We start from the raw sequence: 15,147 nt of genomic DNA on the forward strand, positions 1-15,147 counted from the left end.
GGCGATCTGCTTCGGGGTAAGGAACTGGTTCGGAATGGGCGTGTCTCCTTAGGACAGCAACGCTCTTAGGGCGTGGTGGGCTTGCCGAACACCAACCGCGCGATCGCGGCCGGGTCGTCGTCGGTGCTCTCAGCGGGCGGGGCAGCCGACGCGGGACGCAGCGCCTCGACCGGTCGGCGACCGGGCGGCAGTGGCGCGGCGGGCGCAGAGGCCGGCGCGGAGCCGGGCGGGGTGGCGGCCTGAGTGGCGGGGCCGACGCGGGTCGCCGCGAGCAGCTCGGCGAGCGCGGTCGCGTCGGCGGTCAGCTCGGACTCGTCGCCGCCGCGCAGGCGCTCGGCGAACGTGTCGTCCAGCCCGGCCGCGCGGGTCACCCGCAGGCGGGTCAGCAGGTCCTCGGCGGACGCGGCGCGCTGTTCCAGCTCGGGCACGCGGGCGGCGAGCGCCTGCGCGTCGGCGAGCTGGGCGCGCAGCGCCGCGCCGGGGTCCTCGGCGGGCGGCTGGGCCGGGGCGGCGGGCGGTGCGGGCTGCTGCTCGACGGCCGGGGGCTGCTCGGCGGTGCCGGGCGCGGCGGGGTCGGGTGCGGTCACGACGGACCTCCTCAGGTCACGGAGTGGCAGGTGGGAACGCCACCGGGAATTGGTGGCGTGCGAGGGGAAGCCGCGGAACCGGGTGCGCGGCGGATCGATAGGCCGGCGAGCAGCTCGGCCGCGCGGCGCGACGGCAGGCCGCGGAGCCGGGTCAGGTGGCGCGCAACTGCGCTTCGTGCGCACGACGGAAGGCGTTGCGGGCCTCTTTGCCGGACAGGCCGTTCTCTACGACCACCGACTCCCACAGGTCCGCGAAGCGCTGCGAAGAGGCGGGGAGGTCGGTGGCGACGTCGTAGACGGGCTCCGCTGTGCAGCCGCATCCGTCGTGGTAGTCGTCGGGCTTGCCGCCGCGCATCGTCGTGGAGCCGGATGTGCTGCTGCTGTAGATGGGTCCGCGAGACGCCAACATCGCGCAGAACGCGCACGGCTTCGGTCCCGTGACGCGCTGGTAGCCCAGCGCGAGCCGGTCGGCGTTGATCGCCTGGTCCAGTGCGCCACGGCCGCCGCCTGCAGCGTGTCGCAGCGCCGCAGCGGCAACGCCCGGACCTGCGCGTTCGGCGGCGTCGCTCGGGTCGAGCCCAGCAGCGCTCAAGCGTTTGACCGTGCTCGGGCCGGTCACGAGCAACGAAACCTCGGCGGCGTCGCGCCACGGGTTCTCGAGTATTTCCGTCACGGGCGGCACGCGTTGGCCGCCGAGATCGGGACCGAGCTCGGCGCGGCGGAACTCAGTGAAGTAGTCCAGCGCGAGGCGCTCGGACTTCGAGCGGTGACGGCCGATGAGGTCCAGGACCCGTTGCGCCCAGGTCGGCCGGGTGGCGTCGAGCCGGTACGGGTCGAGCAACCGCCACAGGCCGAGCACGTCGCGTACCAGGGCGACGCTGACGCGGGCCTGGGCGCGGCGGTGCTCGGCGGTGAGCCGGGTCCCCTCGGCGGTGAGCGCCAACGCGTCACCTCCGAGCAGGCTCAGGAACCGAACGCGTCTTGACGGCCGAGCACGTCGGCCAGCAGGGCGTGACCGTCGACAGCCGCAGGCATGGACGACCAGCGCGCAACGTCGGTGTCGGTGACGCCGGGCAGGCGGTCCCACGTCGCGCGGGCCGGGACGCCCAGCATGGTGACCGCCTTGCCCCAGGCGTCGACCACGGACGCGAGCGAGCGGGACTGTGTGTTGCGCCAGCGGACTTGGGCGCTGGTGTCGTTCCATCCGGCTAGGTCGCCGTCGAGCAGGCAGCACAGCCGAAGGACCTGTTCCCAGGACTCCCCGTAGGACGTGCGGCGTTCGCCTACTCGGCGCTGTAGTCCGTCCTCGGCGGCGTCGAGCGCGTCGGCCGCGAGGTTGGTCAGGTTCGCGAGCAGGGTGTGAGGCGGGGTCTGGGTGATCGCGGCCAGGTGCCGCAACACCTGTTCGAGGACCTCCACGTACCCGTTGAGCGGGGTGGCGTCGAAGCTTCCGAACCGGGTTTCCGGGCTGTCGGAGTGCAACAGCCGGTCCGGCCCGATCGGTGGCTCTTCGCCCTCTTCCAGTTCCAGGCCCGCCGCCCAGCGCTGACGATGCGCGCCGTTCTGGCTCGCCATCATCAGCAGGAACGTCTGGAAGTTCACGCGGTCCTGGACGTCGAGGATCGGGGCCACGACTCCGGGCACTTCGCCGTCTAGGTCGTCCTCGTCGAGGAACCGCACGACCGGGCAGACTCCCGCGCCGTGCGTGCGGTGCTCGACATAGGACAGAGCCCCGTCCTCGTCTGGTGCGAGGAAGTAGACGGCCTGGTCGTCGTACAGCCGGTACAGCGTCCGTACCCCGGCCGGGGTGAACGAGCGGGCTTTCTGCACCGCGTAGACGGGCCACTCGTCGGCGTCGTCGTCGTAGTAGGCGCTCATGTCCCGAGGCGAGTGGCCCCGGATCACCGGCGACGGATCACCGGGAAGGACCGTGGCGAACGCCCGGCCGTACTTCAGCGTGGCGCGGTGGACACCGGCCTGGCGGCGCGCCATGCGGTTGCTCGTCCAGTGGCGCCACCCGGCCGAATCGCCGGCAGTGGCGTCCGTGGCGCGGTATCCGTCCACGAACAGGTTCTGTGCCATGAGCTGCAACAGCAGCGAGCACCAGTTGGTCCGGGACTTGCGCAGCATCCACAGGTAGTGGGCTTTGGCCTTGCGTGGCGCGAAGGGGAGATCGTGGTCTCCCTTGACGTACCGGTTGATCTTGTCGTTGCGGGCCTGGTCAGGCCAGCGGCCGATCAGGCGTTGCGCCACATCCGCGGCCTCGGTGCGCGACAGCGCCACCGTCCACCCCCTCACGGTTGTTGTTGGGGCGTCAGGTGAAGACGCGGAGTTTGCCGCCGCGCTTGCGCTGTCGCTTCGCCCAGGCCGGGGACGCGAGCACCAGGCGGCGGATGTGCCGGGCGATGATCAGGCAGACGGCAAGGTCGATCTTGTGCGGGGACTCCCGCGACTCCTTCGAAATGCCTACGCCGTATCGGTTTGGTGACCGGCGCGCGTTGAGAACGTGCCGCCGCAGCCTCAGATCTCCGTCATGGGTCAGGGTGCGGTCGCGTATGTCGATCAACGCGCGGCCGGTGGCTTGTGTGGTGTCCTGGATTCGGCCGCGCATGTCGTAGGCGACGGCGTGCCGGTTGCGTCCGGTGCTGGCCTCGACCAGGAGATCGTCTCCGAACTCCAGCGCCCAGCCGTCCACGTAGGACTCGAACTCGCGGACGTCGGCGAAGAAGCCGACGACCTCGAAGCGCTCGAACGCCGAGCGCACCGCGAGGTCTGCCGCGTCGCGGTCGACTTCCCAGCCCTGTTCGGCCGGAAGGTCCTCGGGGCGTTCCTGGACGTGCAGGACACCGGCGTGTCCGTCCGACATGCGCACGGCGACAAGGCCTGTGGCGTCGTCGCTCTTGGAGCCGTCGAACATCATCACGATGGCGTCGCCGTCGTCGAGGGGCGGGACGTTCTCGTCGTGGCAGCCGTCCCACTCGGGCACGGTCGCCCAGGCGGTAGCGGCGGTCCCGGCCAGGTTGAAGAAGTACCGTTTGGACTCTTCGGTGTCCTTCGCCAGGTCCCAGAACTCGTTCTCGACGATGCCGGGCAGATCCATCCAGGCGGCGGCCGGGCCGTAGACCTCGGTCAGGGCGGCGACCATCGCGTCCAGGTCGGTGAGGTCGACCTCGGCCGGGGCGTGCCGGTGGTCCCACAGCAGCCGGGACGCGCGCGTGCGTCCTTCGCGAATCGCGTTGGCCTGCTTGTGGACCGTCTCCAGCGTGGAGTCCTGGCCGCCCTGGTACATCGTGGACGTGAGCAGCCCCCACGGCTCCGCCGCCTTGCGCTTGCGAAGGTTGCGGTCCACGGTCTTGAACATCCTGCGCAGCTCTGGCGTGATGTAGAGGTGCGGCTCGTCATAGATGGCAAGGGATTCCTTGCCGCCGTCCTTGGCCGAGCTGCTCGCCGTCGAGGGGATGATCTCGCCGCCCTCGGGCAGCAAGATCCGGGTCAGCCCGGCCGCGCCGCGCGGAAGATCCTCACCGAGCGGCCCCTCCGCCAGGTTGAAGTGGATGACGTCGAACGTGTTGCCCGTCTGCGACTCTTCCGTTGCCAGGCAACGAATGTAGGGGTAGGTGATCGGGCGTCCCATCGGTTCGCCCGGAGCGTAGGTGTAGACGAAGTCACGCCAGACGAACGTCTCCCCGCCTTGCGCCCACCCTGCGAACCGGGCGGGGCCGCGCGCCTCGAACAAGCCGACGAAACCGGCCAGCTCGCTTTTCGCGCGGCCCTTCGCGCGCACCAGGGCGGCACGGGAGTAGAGGCGGCGTCCCTGCCGGTTCAGCGCGTAGGCGTCGGTGATGAACCCCGCGAACTCGTCGTCCAGCTCGACCGGGTCACCCTGGACGTCACCAGGACCGTGTACCGCCCAGTGTTCGATCCACGCGGAGGCCAGCCACCCGAGCGAGCGTGTCCGGTCGTGGTCGGGGGCGCGGACAAGCTCACGGGGCACCGGACAGCCTCTTGCGGCGGTCGTCCAGACGAGCCACGCCGGCCGGATCGGCCGCGGAAGTGGCGGAGTCGTCCTGCGGCTCGACGTAGCGGATGCGGAGCTTGAGGCGGTCCTCGTGCGTCAGGCCGAGCTTGGCCGAGCGCAACCGAAGCTCGGCCGCACGGTTCAGCTCGCCGCGCCAGAACTCCTCCACAAGGCGGGCGGTCTCCACGGCGAACCGCCAGTCTGTCTCTGTCCACAACCGGCAGTGCGGCATCCGGCGCACCGCATCCCACCACGCCCGTGTCTCGACGTGCCAGCGCTGACGGCCGCGCGACGGCAGATCAGGTGACCGCCCTGTGAAGGGCGTGTTCTCAACGGTGGTCCAGTCGTAGGCCTTGGCGTTGCGGTTGCGCGGGTTCTCGCTCGGCGGGCGGCCGGTGATCGCCACGGCCACCTCCCGAGCGCGTCACGCGCACGCTCAGGCGATGCGCTTCGGGTAGGGCTGGTGCATCCGGCGCAGCGCCCGCCGCGTGGTCTTGTTCAGCGGCAGGATGTACCGGTGTTTCACCGGAAGGTTGCGCATCCGGTACGCGTCCGGGTCGAGTGTGCGGCGCACGTAGTCCAGGCTCGTCTCGTCCGCACGCTTGCGGGAGCGGGCGAAGTTGGACAGCGTGCGCCCGTGGGTCTTCACGCCCTGCACGAGGTAGTAGGCGTCCGAGCTGCCACGCGCGCCGGTGTAGAGCCAGTTCGCGGCCTGGTAGACGCCGCCGTGGTGACCTTGCGCGGTGTCGGCGTAGGACACGATCAGGCGTAGGCCGGGGCACGCGGCGCGGAGTTGGCGCAGGCTCGCGGCGATCATCTGCGTGACCGGGGCGGCGTGCTCGGTGAGCGCGATCCGCACCAGCTCGACGCACTCGGTTTGCCCGAGCGCGAACGGGCTCGACATGTGGTTGTTCGCGCCCCGGCCGAAGACGATCGCGCCCACGAAGACGCCGTTCTCCCAGACACCGAAACAGGCGATCTTGCCGTTGGGCAGGGTGCCCGAGTAGTGCCAGCGCTGCGCCGCGTACTTCGCGGCGGCACGCGTGCACGGGGCCACCAGGAGGTCAGTCGTGCTGATCACCTCCTCCGGCCGGGTCGACTCGCTTGCGCCTGCGCGGCGGGGACAGCAGGTCGAGACGCGGGATCTCGGTGACGGGGTTGAAGTCGATCAGCTCGACCTCGGCGGCGTCGGCCGGGTCGTGGGCAGGCTTCAACGGCGGCCTCCTGTAGGCGGTCGTGGCGGAGCGCCACGCCGCACCGTGGAAAGGCCGGCGTGACGGGGAGGTGGCGCGGCGCGAGGAAGTGCCGGCGCGGTGGCGCTGGGTAACGCCGCGGAGCTGCTGCGCCGCGCGGCGAAATCGCCCGAGTTTCGTACAGATCGCGAGGTGCTATGACGTACCGGTGCCGCCGCGGAAGCGGCGGGGGTCACCCCCCACCCCTAGCCGCGTGGCGCAGGCCGGGCACGCCGCGAGGGCTTTTCCGCAGGCTGAGCGCCCTTCTGTGGGACTGTCGGTGCGGTCTTGCCCTGGTCGGCAGGGTCGGCCGGTTCGGCGAACCCAGCGTTGATCAGAGCCTCCGCGCCCTGCTGGTCGTGCTCGAACACGGCACCGATGGCACGGCCACCCAGCGCGGCGAGCAGGCGGATTCGCACGGGCTGTCACCTTTCGATCAGGCCGGGATGCGGCGCAGGCAGACGGGACGCGGAAGCACGACGGGCGGCGGCGGCCCGCCCTCCCTCACTCGCGCTCTTCGTGCGGTGACAGGGGACGCAGATCCCTTGCAGGTTGCTGTCCGCGTGGTCGTCGCCCGGTTCGATGTGATCGACCTCGGCGGACAGCCGGAGTCCGCACACGCGGCATAGCGGGTCTCGGCGCAGAATGCGCGCCCGGATTCGGGGCCAGTCGGCAGGCAGACGGGCGGAGCGAGTACTACCGGTCCAGGGCACGCGTGGTGCCCCCTCAACGCCTTGTAGGCGCGTGAGGACACGCGGGCCGGAGCAGGGGGAAGGGTGCAGACGCGGGAGCGCCCCAGCACCGGGGGGAACCGTAGTGCTGGGGCGCTCAACCGCTGGGGGGCGTTGGGAGTCCGGTGGGGGCAGACCTCACCAACATGATCAACGCTACGTTCGCCGCAGGTCAGGGCGCAACGCAATTAATCCTGCGCTTGCCTGATCGCCTTCACGTGCCTTGCGGCGGTCGAGTACACGACTCCGACGCGTTCGGCGATCTTGGCTACGTTCGTCTCGCCAGCATCGACCAGTTCGCGAATCTGTCGAGCGACCTCGGCGCGCGGCTTGGACTCGGTGCGTCCAGGTGGACGTCCGCCTGGACGATGAGCCTGCGCGCGTTCCTCGCGCTCGGCCTTGAAGTACTCGACAACGCGGCGGGGCCAGAACAGCCGACCACAGATCTCCACGCTTCCCGCAACCTTGTAGTCGGTCCAGGTCTTCGTCTCGATCCCGGCGAACGCGGCGCACTCGTTACGGTCGAACAGGTCGCCCGGATTACCTGGCGAACCGAGCGGGACACTGGGAGGAAGGTCGGGGATCGGCCGCCGGTCGGCGTAGGCCTGGGCCTGTGCGAAGTCCCAGAGGTCCGGCTGTCCCTTGCCCCGCCCGCCGCTGGTGATCTTGTCGGGGTGACCGGTCTGTGCCCAGGGCCGGACGCGCCGCGCCTTGTCGGGACTGAGCCCGTGCAGTTTCGCGATGCCCGCCGTATCGACGGCGTCACGTCCGACGTGGATCACCCTTGCTCCCTTCCGCTGATCGGGTCTTCAGTGTGCCAAGGCCCCGGCCCCTTGGAGGGGCCGGGGCTGTGCCGGGTTACTACTTCGTGGCGGTCTTGCCGCTCTTCAGCTTGCTCTGTCCCGTGTCGGCGGTGCGACCGGCGCGGAAGCCGTCAGCCCGGCCGTCAAGGCTGACCTTGTCCGGCGCCACCGTCTTGAGGTTCGATCCGTACAACTTCTCGAACTTCGCCGCGACGCGCTCGGCTTCACTGGCCAGAACCAGCGCGCCGGAGGTCTCGGCGACTTCCTCGGCCAGGTCGGTCCGGAACTCCGTGATCTTGTAGGCGACCCCCGCGCCGAACGCGGCGAGGTAGCTCCGGAAGTACACGCGGCGAGCCCGGTTGAGTTCCTGCTCGGTCTCGTAGTCCGCCTTGACCTCCTGACGGTAGGCCGTTGCCTCCACGCGGCCCCGCAACTCGGCCTGGTCGAGGATCGACGGCAAGAGCACCTCCAGTGCAGACAGGGCGGATGCGGTGCCGACGATGAGGACCCAACGCGTCTTGCTGTTCATGATGTTGCCCTCGAACGCGACGCTGCATCCGTAGGCCTCTGCGACTGCGGCGGCGCATTCGGCGCGGCCCTTGCCGTGGTAGCCCTGGCCGGAGATCTCGAAGCGGAGCAGCTTGATCACGTCGGGCCGCTTGTCGTTCTCGGCCTTGAAGATCGCCGCGTCAAGCGCGTGGCGCGTCATCAGCTCTGCGGCCTTCGCGGCGAACGCCTGCGCCTCCTCCTTGGTGACGCCGGAGTCCTTAGCCTGGTTCAGCAGCGCCTGAACCTTCGCGATCATCTTGGCCTTGTCGTCGCGGGCGTTGCTGGTCTTCGTGGCCATGATCAGTTCCTGTTCTTCGCGGTGGATTCTTGTTGCGGGAGAGGGGTTCCAGTTCCCCTCCCGACAAGAACAACTATACCGCGAACACTGCGCAGTCGCAACCACGAGGTGAGGCGGGTCACCACGCAAACGGGGCCGGACGAATCGCCCGGCCCCGCACGCGCAGATCTCTGGTTGCCGTCAGGATGCGACGGCGTAGGTAGCTCCGGCCCGGATCTGGCGCAGGACTTCCGCTTTCAGGTCCTGGGACGACAGATCGAAGGGCACGAAGAACATGCCGATTTCCATTTCATACCAACGAAACTTGACTTGAATGCGCGACAGAGCGTGCTTGGCGTGCTCCAGCGGCCCAGGGCAGGCGTGCCGCACCTCGCGCTCAAGGTCGTCAATCCCGTCCGGCACGTGCTCGGTCAGAGCGTCGGAGACGGGCCAGTCTTTGCAGTAGGGACAGACCTCCTGTGCGCACTGCTCTTCCGAGAGCACCCAGACGACCTCCAGCCCGTCCCTGTCACTCGGCACCACCTCGCGCACATAGTCGGAGTACTCCCCGCCGATCGCGGTGTACTCGGAGGGTTCGCGGTAGAAGTAGATGCCATAGGCAAGACATCCTTGCGGGGCTTGATCTTCCACGTCGGTCAGGTCGGTCATTCGAGTTCGTTTCCTTACTGGTCGCGGTGAGACCGTCGCCGGACGGGGTTCCAGGTCCGTCCGGCGACAGCGGATCTCGTTAGTAGCAAGCGGCGATGCGTGCGGCGCAGGTCGAGCGCAGGACCGCGAGTACCTCGACACGGTTCGCGGCGGTGGTCTCCCAGAGGCGCCCCGGCTTGACCGTGATCACGTCAGTTCCGACGTAGAGATGAACCTCGGCGTGAGGGTTCTCGGTCAGCACGACCGTGGCGACGCGTTGCGCGTAGCGCCATCCATCCGACTCGATGCGGGCGCGGCCCTCATCGGCGATGCCCTCTCGCGTCTCGACATACCAGGAGTGCCACGTTTCCTTCAACGGATTCTCCGATCGCAGTGCACGCGCCAGACGCTGAGGGCGTCGGGCGGCGCGAAGTGTGCTGGGGGATAAGGGGTGTGCCCTTTAGGTGGGCACACCCTCGCGTCACTCGGCTAACGCGGGTCCACGGCGTCGTATGCGTTGATCGCGTTCGTCAAGGCGGTCACGCAGTCGCGCCAGGCCATGTAGTCGGTGACTTCCCAGGCGATCGGGCCGAACTGAATCCGCAGGTGCGCCGGAGAGTGAGAGGTCTTGGGAATCCGCGTGCAGGTCCGAGTAGGCACGCCCGGAAGATCCACGAGAACGTGTGCGCGGTGCAGGCCGGGGTTCCCGCCTGCGTGCACGTCCTCGTAGTAGCCCGGCAGGCCGGACATCTCGTCCTCTGCGACCGCCCAGACGTAGTGAAGCTCGTTCAGTGCCTCAAGCTCGTGCACTCGAACAGTGACGTCCCCCAGGCGCACGCTCACGCCCATGTTCGGGTTGCCGACGTTGTACAGGTCGACCCGGCACAGCACTTCCCCAGAGGTCCGAACCCTGATTTCGGACACGTTGCTACCAGTCGGGTTGCTCACCCTGACAGCTCCTTAGCTCGTACTTCGCGGTGGATGTCAGGACCGGGGTTCCAGGTCCGTTCCCAACGAGAAAAACTCTACCGCGAACAGTGCGCAGTGGTCAACACCGGATGTCCCGCTACACTCGTGGCTGCTCCTTACCTTCGCGGTGGAGCAACTGGCGGGGCTCGAAGGTTCCAGCCTTCTGAGCTTGCTCGGAAGGTCTTCGGCCCCGCCGCCCACCATCTACGCTGCTCGCGCCGGTCCGCGCCTGCGCTGCCACGAGGCGAGCACATCGGGCCGTGCGAACAGCGGCCGGGACTTCGAACCGTGGTTGATCCACTGGTCCTCATGCCGCCAGCGCCGCAACGTTCCATTCGGGACGGTCAGCCACGCCGACAACGATGCGAAGTCCGACAGCGGCGTTCCGAGAGCGTCGCCGAGCATGTCCCAGAACGCGCGGGGCCAGCTGGTCCCGCACGAGCGGCAAGTGATCGACTCACCGCCCAGACGGGCACGTAGGCTCGCGCCGCACGGGCGGACAACGCCGTTGTCCCGGATCTTGATCGGGCAGGCCCCGACGGGGACGGATCGTTCGTGCAGGCCGAGCACGCCGCGCAACTGGTGGCGCAGCTCGCCGGCCTCTTGGTTGAGGTCCGCCACCCAGTACTGCCGCGTGATCCAGTCCTGCCACTGCAACAGAAAGTGCGCCTCACCGGACACGGTCCGCTCGGCGATGCCGAGCGTGACCGAGATGGCCTTACGCGCCTCGGTGAGCTTGTCCAGGATGCCGACCGCCCACACCTGGTTCGCGGTGTAGTCGAGCCACCCGGCCAGCAACCCGCCCTCGCGGCGCACGCCCTCGGGGATCTCGCGCGGGACCAGGCCGACGTCCTCGCGGACGTTGTCGGCCCACGAGCCGAGAACGTCGAGCACGGGCAGCGGATCGCCCTCGTCCTCGGCGTGGCTGCGCGGATCGGTCATCGCAAGCACGCTGTCCCGCGCCGGAGAACGAGACCCGTACCCAGGGCTGCCCCGTGTGCCGCCATCGGAGACACCAGGCAGCAGCGCGTCGTCCAGCAGGGCGTACAGCTCCACGATTTCCAGCAGCGTGGAACGCAGCTCGGCGGCGCACGGGTCGCACGTGAGGTAGCCCGACTGGGCGGGCCACGGGTCGCCCCCAGGTGCCCGGCACCCGAGCACGCACAGGGTGTCGGTGTTGGTGATGGTCGTGCTCATGCGGGGATCTCCTTGTGTGGCAGCGTGTCTGCTCGCCGCTCGGCCTGGCACTGCTCGGCTCGTTCGGTGCGCGAGGCGTGTACGCCCTTGTGCAGGTCGACGGTGTCCGGGCGGCCCTTGCGCCGTGCTCCGGTGCGTCGGCAGGGCGTCCCGGCCGCCGCGAGGCACTCCGGAACCGGGCACGCGACGGACAGGGCGGAGATGTGCGCGTCCGGGCGCTTCCAGCCCATCGCGGCGCGGATCTTCGACATGTGGGCTTCTGCGGCGTTCGCGGCCTCGGCCGGGTCGACCTTCGCCGCGGACGCGGCGAGCACCTGCGCATCGAGCGTTTTCCGTCGTGCGGCGCGGATGTGGACGATGAGGTCATGGGCGAGCGGCGGGTGGTTGCTGTGCTGGGTGTGGATCACCAGCGCGGCGAGGCACTCGCCGAGCGAGTAGCCGGTGAGCGCCGCGCCCCAGGCCGCGACGGCTTCACGACCGACGCTGATGCGGTGCCCGGCTGAGAGGATCATCCCGAGCAGGGTCGTGACCTCCGCGCGGCTCATGCGCACGTTGGTGACGGGAACGACCTCGGTCATGCCGCCGCCCCGGACAGAAGCGCGCCCATCCCGGACGCTCCGGTGCCAGCTGCAGCGCGCAGCAGGCGGCCCAGCTCGGTGTCGTCGCCGTCCTCGGTCGCGTACTGGGCAGCCAGCGCGAACGCATTGGCGACGCGCTCGTCCGGACCACGTGGCGGCCTCGAGTTCGCGGCGGCGTCGATCTGGGGTGCGCGCATCGCTTCGCCGACCAGCTCGGCCAGCAGCCCGACGCCGAGGCTCTTCCCAGCCCACAGGCGCAAGCCCGCCTCGACGTCCTGGGCCTCGATGCCCTCGGCCAGCAACGCGGCGACCTCGGTCACAAGCCGTGTGGCGACCTTCGCGGGTTGTCCGGGCAGGACCTCGGCGACGAGCTGGGCGGCGTCCTCGCGCGTAGGCGCGCTCTCGCGTGTGCGCGCGACGCCGCCCTGAACTGAGGAAGCACTCAACAGGACGGGAACAACGCAACCCTTCCCCCTACCCCCTTCCCCCTGAGCCTGCGCGGAAGGGTCGCCGGAGGGGTTCCCGGCAGGGTTCGCCGTGACGGCCCCGACGAGCTCGCGCGGGTCGAGCTCGGGGACGGCGGGCCGGGCCTCGGACTGCTTGACCGCCTCGGCGGCGGGCGCGGCGGCAGGGCGCGCCGGCCTCGTGGCCCGCCGCGCCACCGGAGCCGTCGAACCGGCCTTCGTGGCGGCCGGGGTCTTCGTGGACTTCTCGCGGCGGTGCTGCTCCATCGCGGCCTTGACGACCGGAGGAAGCTCCCGCGCGCCGGACAGCAGCGCCTCGGCCGCCATCGCCGGGGCCGGGCCGGTCACCTCGACCGGCAGGCGACGCAGCTCGGCCGCGAGCGCGCCGCGCACGACCGCAGACGACGCGGCGAACGCGGCCCGCAGGGCAGCCGCGAGGATCTGCGGCTGCTTGTAGATGCCGTCACGGCGGATCAGCGACCGGACAAGGACCTCTTCGGCGTCGTGGTCGACCACGACGAACCGGCGCGCGTCCAGCTCGGCCAGCGCCGCCGTGACGGCCTCCACGGAACCGGCGTTCATCTTCGACGTCCAGCGCCGCAGGCGCAGGGGCAGCAGACCCGCGTAGGTCAGCTCCCGTTGCATCGTCAGGAAGAAGTAGAGCAGCTTCGCGGAGTCGGACAGGGCAAGGAAATCGGTGTCGTCCTCCCACATCGAGCAGTAGTGAACGGCGTGGTCACGCGCCACGGGAAACAACCTCCTGTAGGGGGTTCACGGGCAGGCACAGACGCGCGCGGATACGCGCGGCCGTGTAGGTGGACAGGCCGAGTCGGATCGCGATCTCGGCATCGGACAGGCTGCGACGGTGCAGCCAGGTGACCGCAAGTTCGCGGGCACGCGTGCTCAGCTCGTCGGCGAGCAGGTCACCGTTCAGACAGCGGCGGGCGTTCTCCGCGTCGGCGTGCAGCTGCGGCGTCACGACGCGGCGCGACGCTCCGCACCGTGGCGGACCTCGCCGCGGACCTCACCAACGCCGGCAGTGGCGCTCTCCTCCGCCGCGTCGGTGATGCGTTCCAACGCGGCCGGGTCGACCTCGTAGACCGGCTGAGGCTTGCCGCCGTTGCGAGCCTCAACGTCCGTGCACCGCACGTACACGCCGGTGTGCCGCAACAGCTTCACGGCGATGAGGCGTTGCACGGTCGCACCGACCACGCCTGGACGAACCCAGTCGGGCAGCAGCGGACGCCACCCGTTCGCGGTCGTGCGCCACAGCGGATCGGTCCCCGCGTCATGCAGGACGGCCGAGACGACCGCCTCAACGTGCTTGCGGTTGCTCGGGTCGATCACCAGCAGCGAGCACACCGCCGCGACCGCGTCGGCCGGAGCGGGGCTCTGGGCGATCGCCTGACGGGCGACGACCTGCACCGCTTCGCCGAGGTCGTGCCGCGTCCACTCGATCTCGTCCAGCTCCGCGCACAGCGGGTGCGCGGTCCGGCCGGACCCCTCGGCCAGCGAGTACCCGCAGACCCGGCACGGCCGGGACCTGCGGGCGAACGTCGCGCGGCGGCTCATGACGCCTTCAGCAGCACGAACCGCCGCGTCTCGGTGATGTCGAGGCACTGTTCCGCCACGTCGGGGAAGTTCTTCTTCAGGATCGACTGGTCCAGCGCGATCGACGTGACGTGCTTGTAGGACACGACCGGGACACCGGCCACCGTGCCGACCTCCGTCTTACCCAACGCGGCCTTGACCTTGCCTTGCAGCTTCGTGCGCAGGCTCTTGAGCTTCGACAGCTGTTCGTCCACCTGGCGCAGCAACACCAGCTCGGCCGCCAGCTCGTCCAGTGCGGCAGTGGAACCGTCCAATTCAGACGGAACGGGCGTTGCGGTGTGTGACTTTGACATGTGACGGCCGCCTCCCGGACGGCCGGGGAACTACTCGGGAACGAGGGACTCGGCGAGCGCGCCGCCGGACACCACGCCTCGGTGTCCGGCGCGGCCTCTCCCGGCCAACCAGCAGGCCAGAAGCGCCAGCGCGTGTGGTGGGACCCGTCTTCGAGCAGCGCAAAGACTGCGCATGTCACCCCCCAGTGAACAGACGCTCATGTCACCCGGACGGGCGACTAGCTTCGTGACGTTCTGTCACCCACCTTGATCACCCATTGCGGCTGTGTCAAGTTTCTTACACAAATGCGCGCATTTGTGGCGCAGGAGGCCACACGACGAAGGTCACTGAGTCAACCGACTCCGGTCGGTAGTAAGAAGCCGAACGATGCGCCATGATCAGCGCCGCAAGGGGAACGCGGCCAGAATGGCCCGAGGACGTTCGATCGCTGACGGGTGCAAACGGCGGCGATCAGGGAGGGCACCACATGATCGCCGCCGACGAGACCGGTCAGCAGCCCCCGGCAAGAGGCGCGACCACGCGCCAAGAGGACGGCGTGCCCCCCGAGGCGGGCGAACCCACACCGGGATCGGCCGTCGACGCACTGATAGCCGATGCGCTCAAAGCGATGGGCACGCCGGACCTGAGCATCCGCAAGCTAGAGGCCCAGAACGGGATGCCTGAGGGCTCACTCTCCACCCCGCTCAAGAAGGCCAACCGGGGCAAGTGGCCGACCCTTCAGACCCTGCAACGCTTCGCGCAGGCGCTCAAGCTCGACATCCACCCGGTCTCCCGCGCGTTCTCTGCTGACGCCATCGGCGACGCGCTCACCGACAGACAACGGCGGTGCCTCGCGATGCTCGCGCAGCTTCCTGAGTCCTATCAGGACACTGCGCTAGAGCAGGTAGGCGCACTGCTTGAACTGGCACGCCGTACCGGGAACCTTGTCATTGACAACCAATCGGTCACCGACTGATTAGCGGTCCTACCTGAGCATCTCCGCCGCGATTCGCCGTGTGCGGGAAATCTCGTGCGGCAACTTCCCCAACTCGCTGGACGTACCTGGGGTAGTAGTTGAAGGTGGAAAGATCAGACGAACGGATCGCCGCGCGTCGCCCTGGGGAGGGTCCGCCGCGTGGCATGGGGGCACGCCCGGCGCACCGCAACGCGTCATCTGGGGGGCGCGCGGAGAGGCAGCCGTGGAGGAAGT

At 69.4% G+C, this 15,147-nt stretch carries 21 protein-coding genes; 1 reads left to right on the forward strand and 20 read right to left on the reverse strand.

All coding sequences use genetic code 11. From position 1 onward, the window contains the following. Positions 1 to 65: 65 nt before the first annotated feature. The 20 genes from QSK25_RS24855 to QSK25_RS24950 all read right to left on the reverse strand — a co-directional run bounded on the left by QSK25_RS24855 (position 66) and on the right by QSK25_RS24950 (position 13,918). The gene (locus QSK25_RS24855) at positions 66 to 587 is read right to left on the reverse strand and encodes a hypothetical protein (protein WP_285641677.1); all 522 of its coding nucleotides are present in this window, start codon (positions 585 to 587) and stop codon (positions 66 to 68) included. 151 nt (positions 588 to 738) lie between these two features. Then, entirely contained in the window at positions 739 to 1,530 is a 792-nt protein-coding gene (locus tag QSK25_RS24860; RefSeq protein WP_285641679.1) for a VG15 protein, read from the reverse strand. A 20-nt stretch (positions 1,531 to 1,550) separates the two neighbouring features. Further along, positions 1,551 to 2,870, reverse strand: a complete 1,320-nt coding sequence (locus QSK25_RS24865) for a phage portal protein (RefSeq protein ID WP_285641680.1) — start codon at positions 2,868 to 2,870, stop codon at positions 1,551 to 1,553. Between the two features lie 31 nt (positions 2,871 to 2,901). Further along, a complete protein-coding gene (locus tag QSK25_RS24870) occupies positions 2,902 to 4,581 on the reverse strand; it encodes a terminase large subunit domain-containing protein (protein ID WP_285641681.1) in 1,680 nt (559 codons plus the stop codon). Then, positions 4,571 to 5,011, reverse strand: a complete 441-nt coding sequence (locus QSK25_RS24875) for a phage terminase small subunit (RefSeq protein WP_285641682.1) — start codon at positions 5,009 to 5,011, stop codon at positions 4,571 to 4,573. Before QSK25_RS24875 ends, QSK25_RS24870 begins: the two co-directional genes overlap by 11 nt. 30 nt (positions 5,012 to 5,041) lie before the next feature. After that, the gene (locus QSK25_RS24880; protein ID WP_285641684.1) at positions 5,042 to 5,686 is read right to left on the reverse strand and encodes a Mom family adenine methylcarbamoylation protein; all 645 of its coding nucleotides are present in this window, start codon (positions 5,684 to 5,686) and stop codon (positions 5,042 to 5,044) included. After that, positions 5,670 to 5,819 (reverse strand): hypothetical protein, encoded by a 150-nt coding sequence (locus QSK25_RS24885; RefSeq protein ID WP_285641687.1) that lies wholly within the window; start codon positions 5,817 to 5,819, stop codon positions 5,670 to 5,672. Before QSK25_RS24885 ends, QSK25_RS24880 begins: the two co-directional genes overlap by 17 nt. Positions 5,820 to 6,043: 224 nt before the next feature. Continuing rightward, entirely contained in the window at positions 6,044 to 6,256 is a 213-nt protein-coding gene (locus QSK25_RS24890; RefSeq protein ID WP_285641688.1) for a hypothetical protein, read from the reverse strand. Positions 6,257 to 6,262: 6 nt separating this feature from the next. Beyond that, positions 6,263 to 6,550: an HNH endonuclease gene (locus QSK25_RS24895; protein ID WP_352236305.1), complete on the reverse strand. Its 288-nt coding sequence runs from the start codon at positions 6,548 to 6,550 to the stop codon at positions 6,263 to 6,265. 206 nt (positions 6,551 to 6,756) lie between these two features. Beyond that, complete coding sequence (locus QSK25_RS24900) at positions 6,757 to 7,350, reverse strand: hypothetical protein (RefSeq protein WP_285641690.1); 594 nt, start codon at positions 7,348 to 7,350, stop codon at positions 6,757 to 6,759. Between the two features lie 79 nt (positions 7,351 to 7,429). After that, positions 7,430 to 8,218, reverse strand: coding sequence for a DUF2786 domain-containing protein (locus QSK25_RS24905; RefSeq protein ID WP_285641692.1), 789 nt, complete (start codon positions 8,216 to 8,218; stop codon positions 7,430 to 7,432). A gap of 180 nt (positions 8,219 to 8,398) precedes the next feature. After that, positions 8,399 to 8,866 carry a hypothetical protein gene (locus QSK25_RS24910; RefSeq protein WP_285641693.1) on the reverse strand — a complete coding sequence of 156 codons (468 nt, stop codon included), beginning with the start codon at positions 8,864 to 8,866 and terminating at the stop codon, positions 8,399 to 8,401. Between the two features lie 79 nt (positions 8,867 to 8,945). After that, positions 8,946 to 9,221: a hypothetical protein gene (locus QSK25_RS24915; RefSeq protein WP_285641695.1), complete on the reverse strand. Its 276-nt coding sequence runs from the start codon at positions 9,219 to 9,221 to the stop codon at positions 8,946 to 8,948. A gap of 113 nt (positions 9,222 to 9,334) precedes the next feature. After that, positions 9,335 to 9,793 carry a hypothetical protein gene (locus tag QSK25_RS24920; RefSeq protein ID WP_285641697.1) on the reverse strand — a complete coding sequence of 153 codons (459 nt, stop codon included), beginning with the start codon at positions 9,791 to 9,793 and terminating at the stop codon, positions 9,335 to 9,337. Between the two features lie 225 nt (positions 9,794 to 10,018). After that, positions 10,019 to 11,011 (reverse strand): hypothetical protein, encoded by a 993-nt coding sequence (locus QSK25_RS24925; protein ID WP_285641698.1) that lies wholly within the window; start codon positions 11,009 to 11,011, stop codon positions 10,019 to 10,021. Next, the gene (locus tag QSK25_RS24930; RefSeq protein WP_285641699.1) at positions 11,008 to 11,589 is read right to left on the reverse strand and encodes a zinc finger domain-containing protein; all 582 of its coding nucleotides are present in this window, start codon (positions 11,587 to 11,589) and stop codon (positions 11,008 to 11,010) included. Before QSK25_RS24930 ends, QSK25_RS24925 begins: the two co-directional genes overlap by 4 nt. After that, positions 11,586 to 12,800: a hypothetical protein gene (locus QSK25_RS24935; protein WP_285641700.1), complete on the reverse strand. Its 1,215-nt coding sequence runs from the start codon at positions 12,798 to 12,800 to the stop codon at positions 11,586 to 11,588. Before QSK25_RS24935 ends, QSK25_RS24930 begins: the two co-directional genes overlap by 4 nt. Then, positions 12,790 to 13,032 carry a hypothetical protein gene (locus QSK25_RS24940; protein WP_285641701.1) on the reverse strand — a complete coding sequence of 81 codons (243 nt, stop codon included), beginning with the start codon at positions 13,030 to 13,032 and terminating at the stop codon, positions 12,790 to 12,792. Before QSK25_RS24940 ends, QSK25_RS24935 begins: the two co-directional genes overlap by 11 nt. Then, the gene (locus QSK25_RS24945) at positions 13,029 to 13,625 is read right to left on the reverse strand and encodes a hypothetical protein (protein ID WP_285641702.1); all 597 of its coding nucleotides are present in this window, start codon (positions 13,623 to 13,625) and stop codon (positions 13,029 to 13,031) included. The genes QSK25_RS24940 and QSK25_RS24945 overlap by 4 nt, the downstream gene beginning before the upstream one ends. Continuing rightward, on the reverse strand, positions 13,622 to 13,918 hold the full coding sequence (locus QSK25_RS24950; protein ID WP_285641703.1) for a hypothetical protein: 297 nt from the start codon (positions 13,916 to 13,918) through the stop codon (positions 13,622 to 13,624). Before QSK25_RS24950 ends, QSK25_RS24945 begins: the two co-directional genes overlap by 4 nt. A gap of 506 nt (positions 13,919 to 14,424) precedes the next feature. On the opposite strand from QSK25_RS24950, the gene QSK25_RS24955 reads away from it, so the two are divergent. Then, the gene (locus QSK25_RS24955; RefSeq protein WP_285641704.1) at positions 14,425 to 14,913 is read left to right on the forward strand and encodes a hypothetical protein; all 489 of its coding nucleotides are present in this window, start codon (positions 14,425 to 14,427) and stop codon (positions 14,911 to 14,913) included. Positions 14,914 to 15,147 lie beyond the last annotated feature (234 nt).

Source organism: Lentzea sp. NBRC 102530 (genome assembly GCF_030269365.1).
Lineage (GTDB): Bacteria > Actinomycetota > Actinomycetes > Mycobacteriales > Pseudonocardiaceae > Lentzea.

Bases quoted from the DNA above. Each gene is read 5' to 3' on its own strand.
- QSK25_RS24955 (WP_285641704.1), top strand. From the start codon at position 14,425: ATGATCGCCGCCGACGAGACCGGTCAGCAGCCCCCGGCAAGAGGCGCG.
- QSK25_RS24905 (WP_285641692.1), bottom strand. From the start codon at position 8,218: ATGGCCACGAAGACCAGCAACGCCCGCGACGACAAGGCCAAGATGATC.
- QSK25_RS24945 (WP_285641702.1), bottom strand. From the start codon at position 13,625: ATGAGCCGCCGCGCGACGTTCGCCCGCAGGTCCCGGCCGTGCCGGGTC.
- QSK25_RS24930 (WP_285641699.1), bottom strand. From the start codon at position 11,589: ATGACCGAGGTCGTTCCCGTCACCAACGTGCGCATGAGCCGCGCGGAG.
- QSK25_RS24910 (WP_285641693.1), bottom strand. From the start codon at position 8,866: ATGACCGACCTGACCGACGTGGAAGATCAAGCCCCGCAAGGATGTCTT.
- QSK25_RS24925 (WP_285641698.1), bottom strand. From the start codon at position 11,011: ATGAGCACGACCATCACCAACACCGACACCCTGTGCGTGCTCGGGTGC.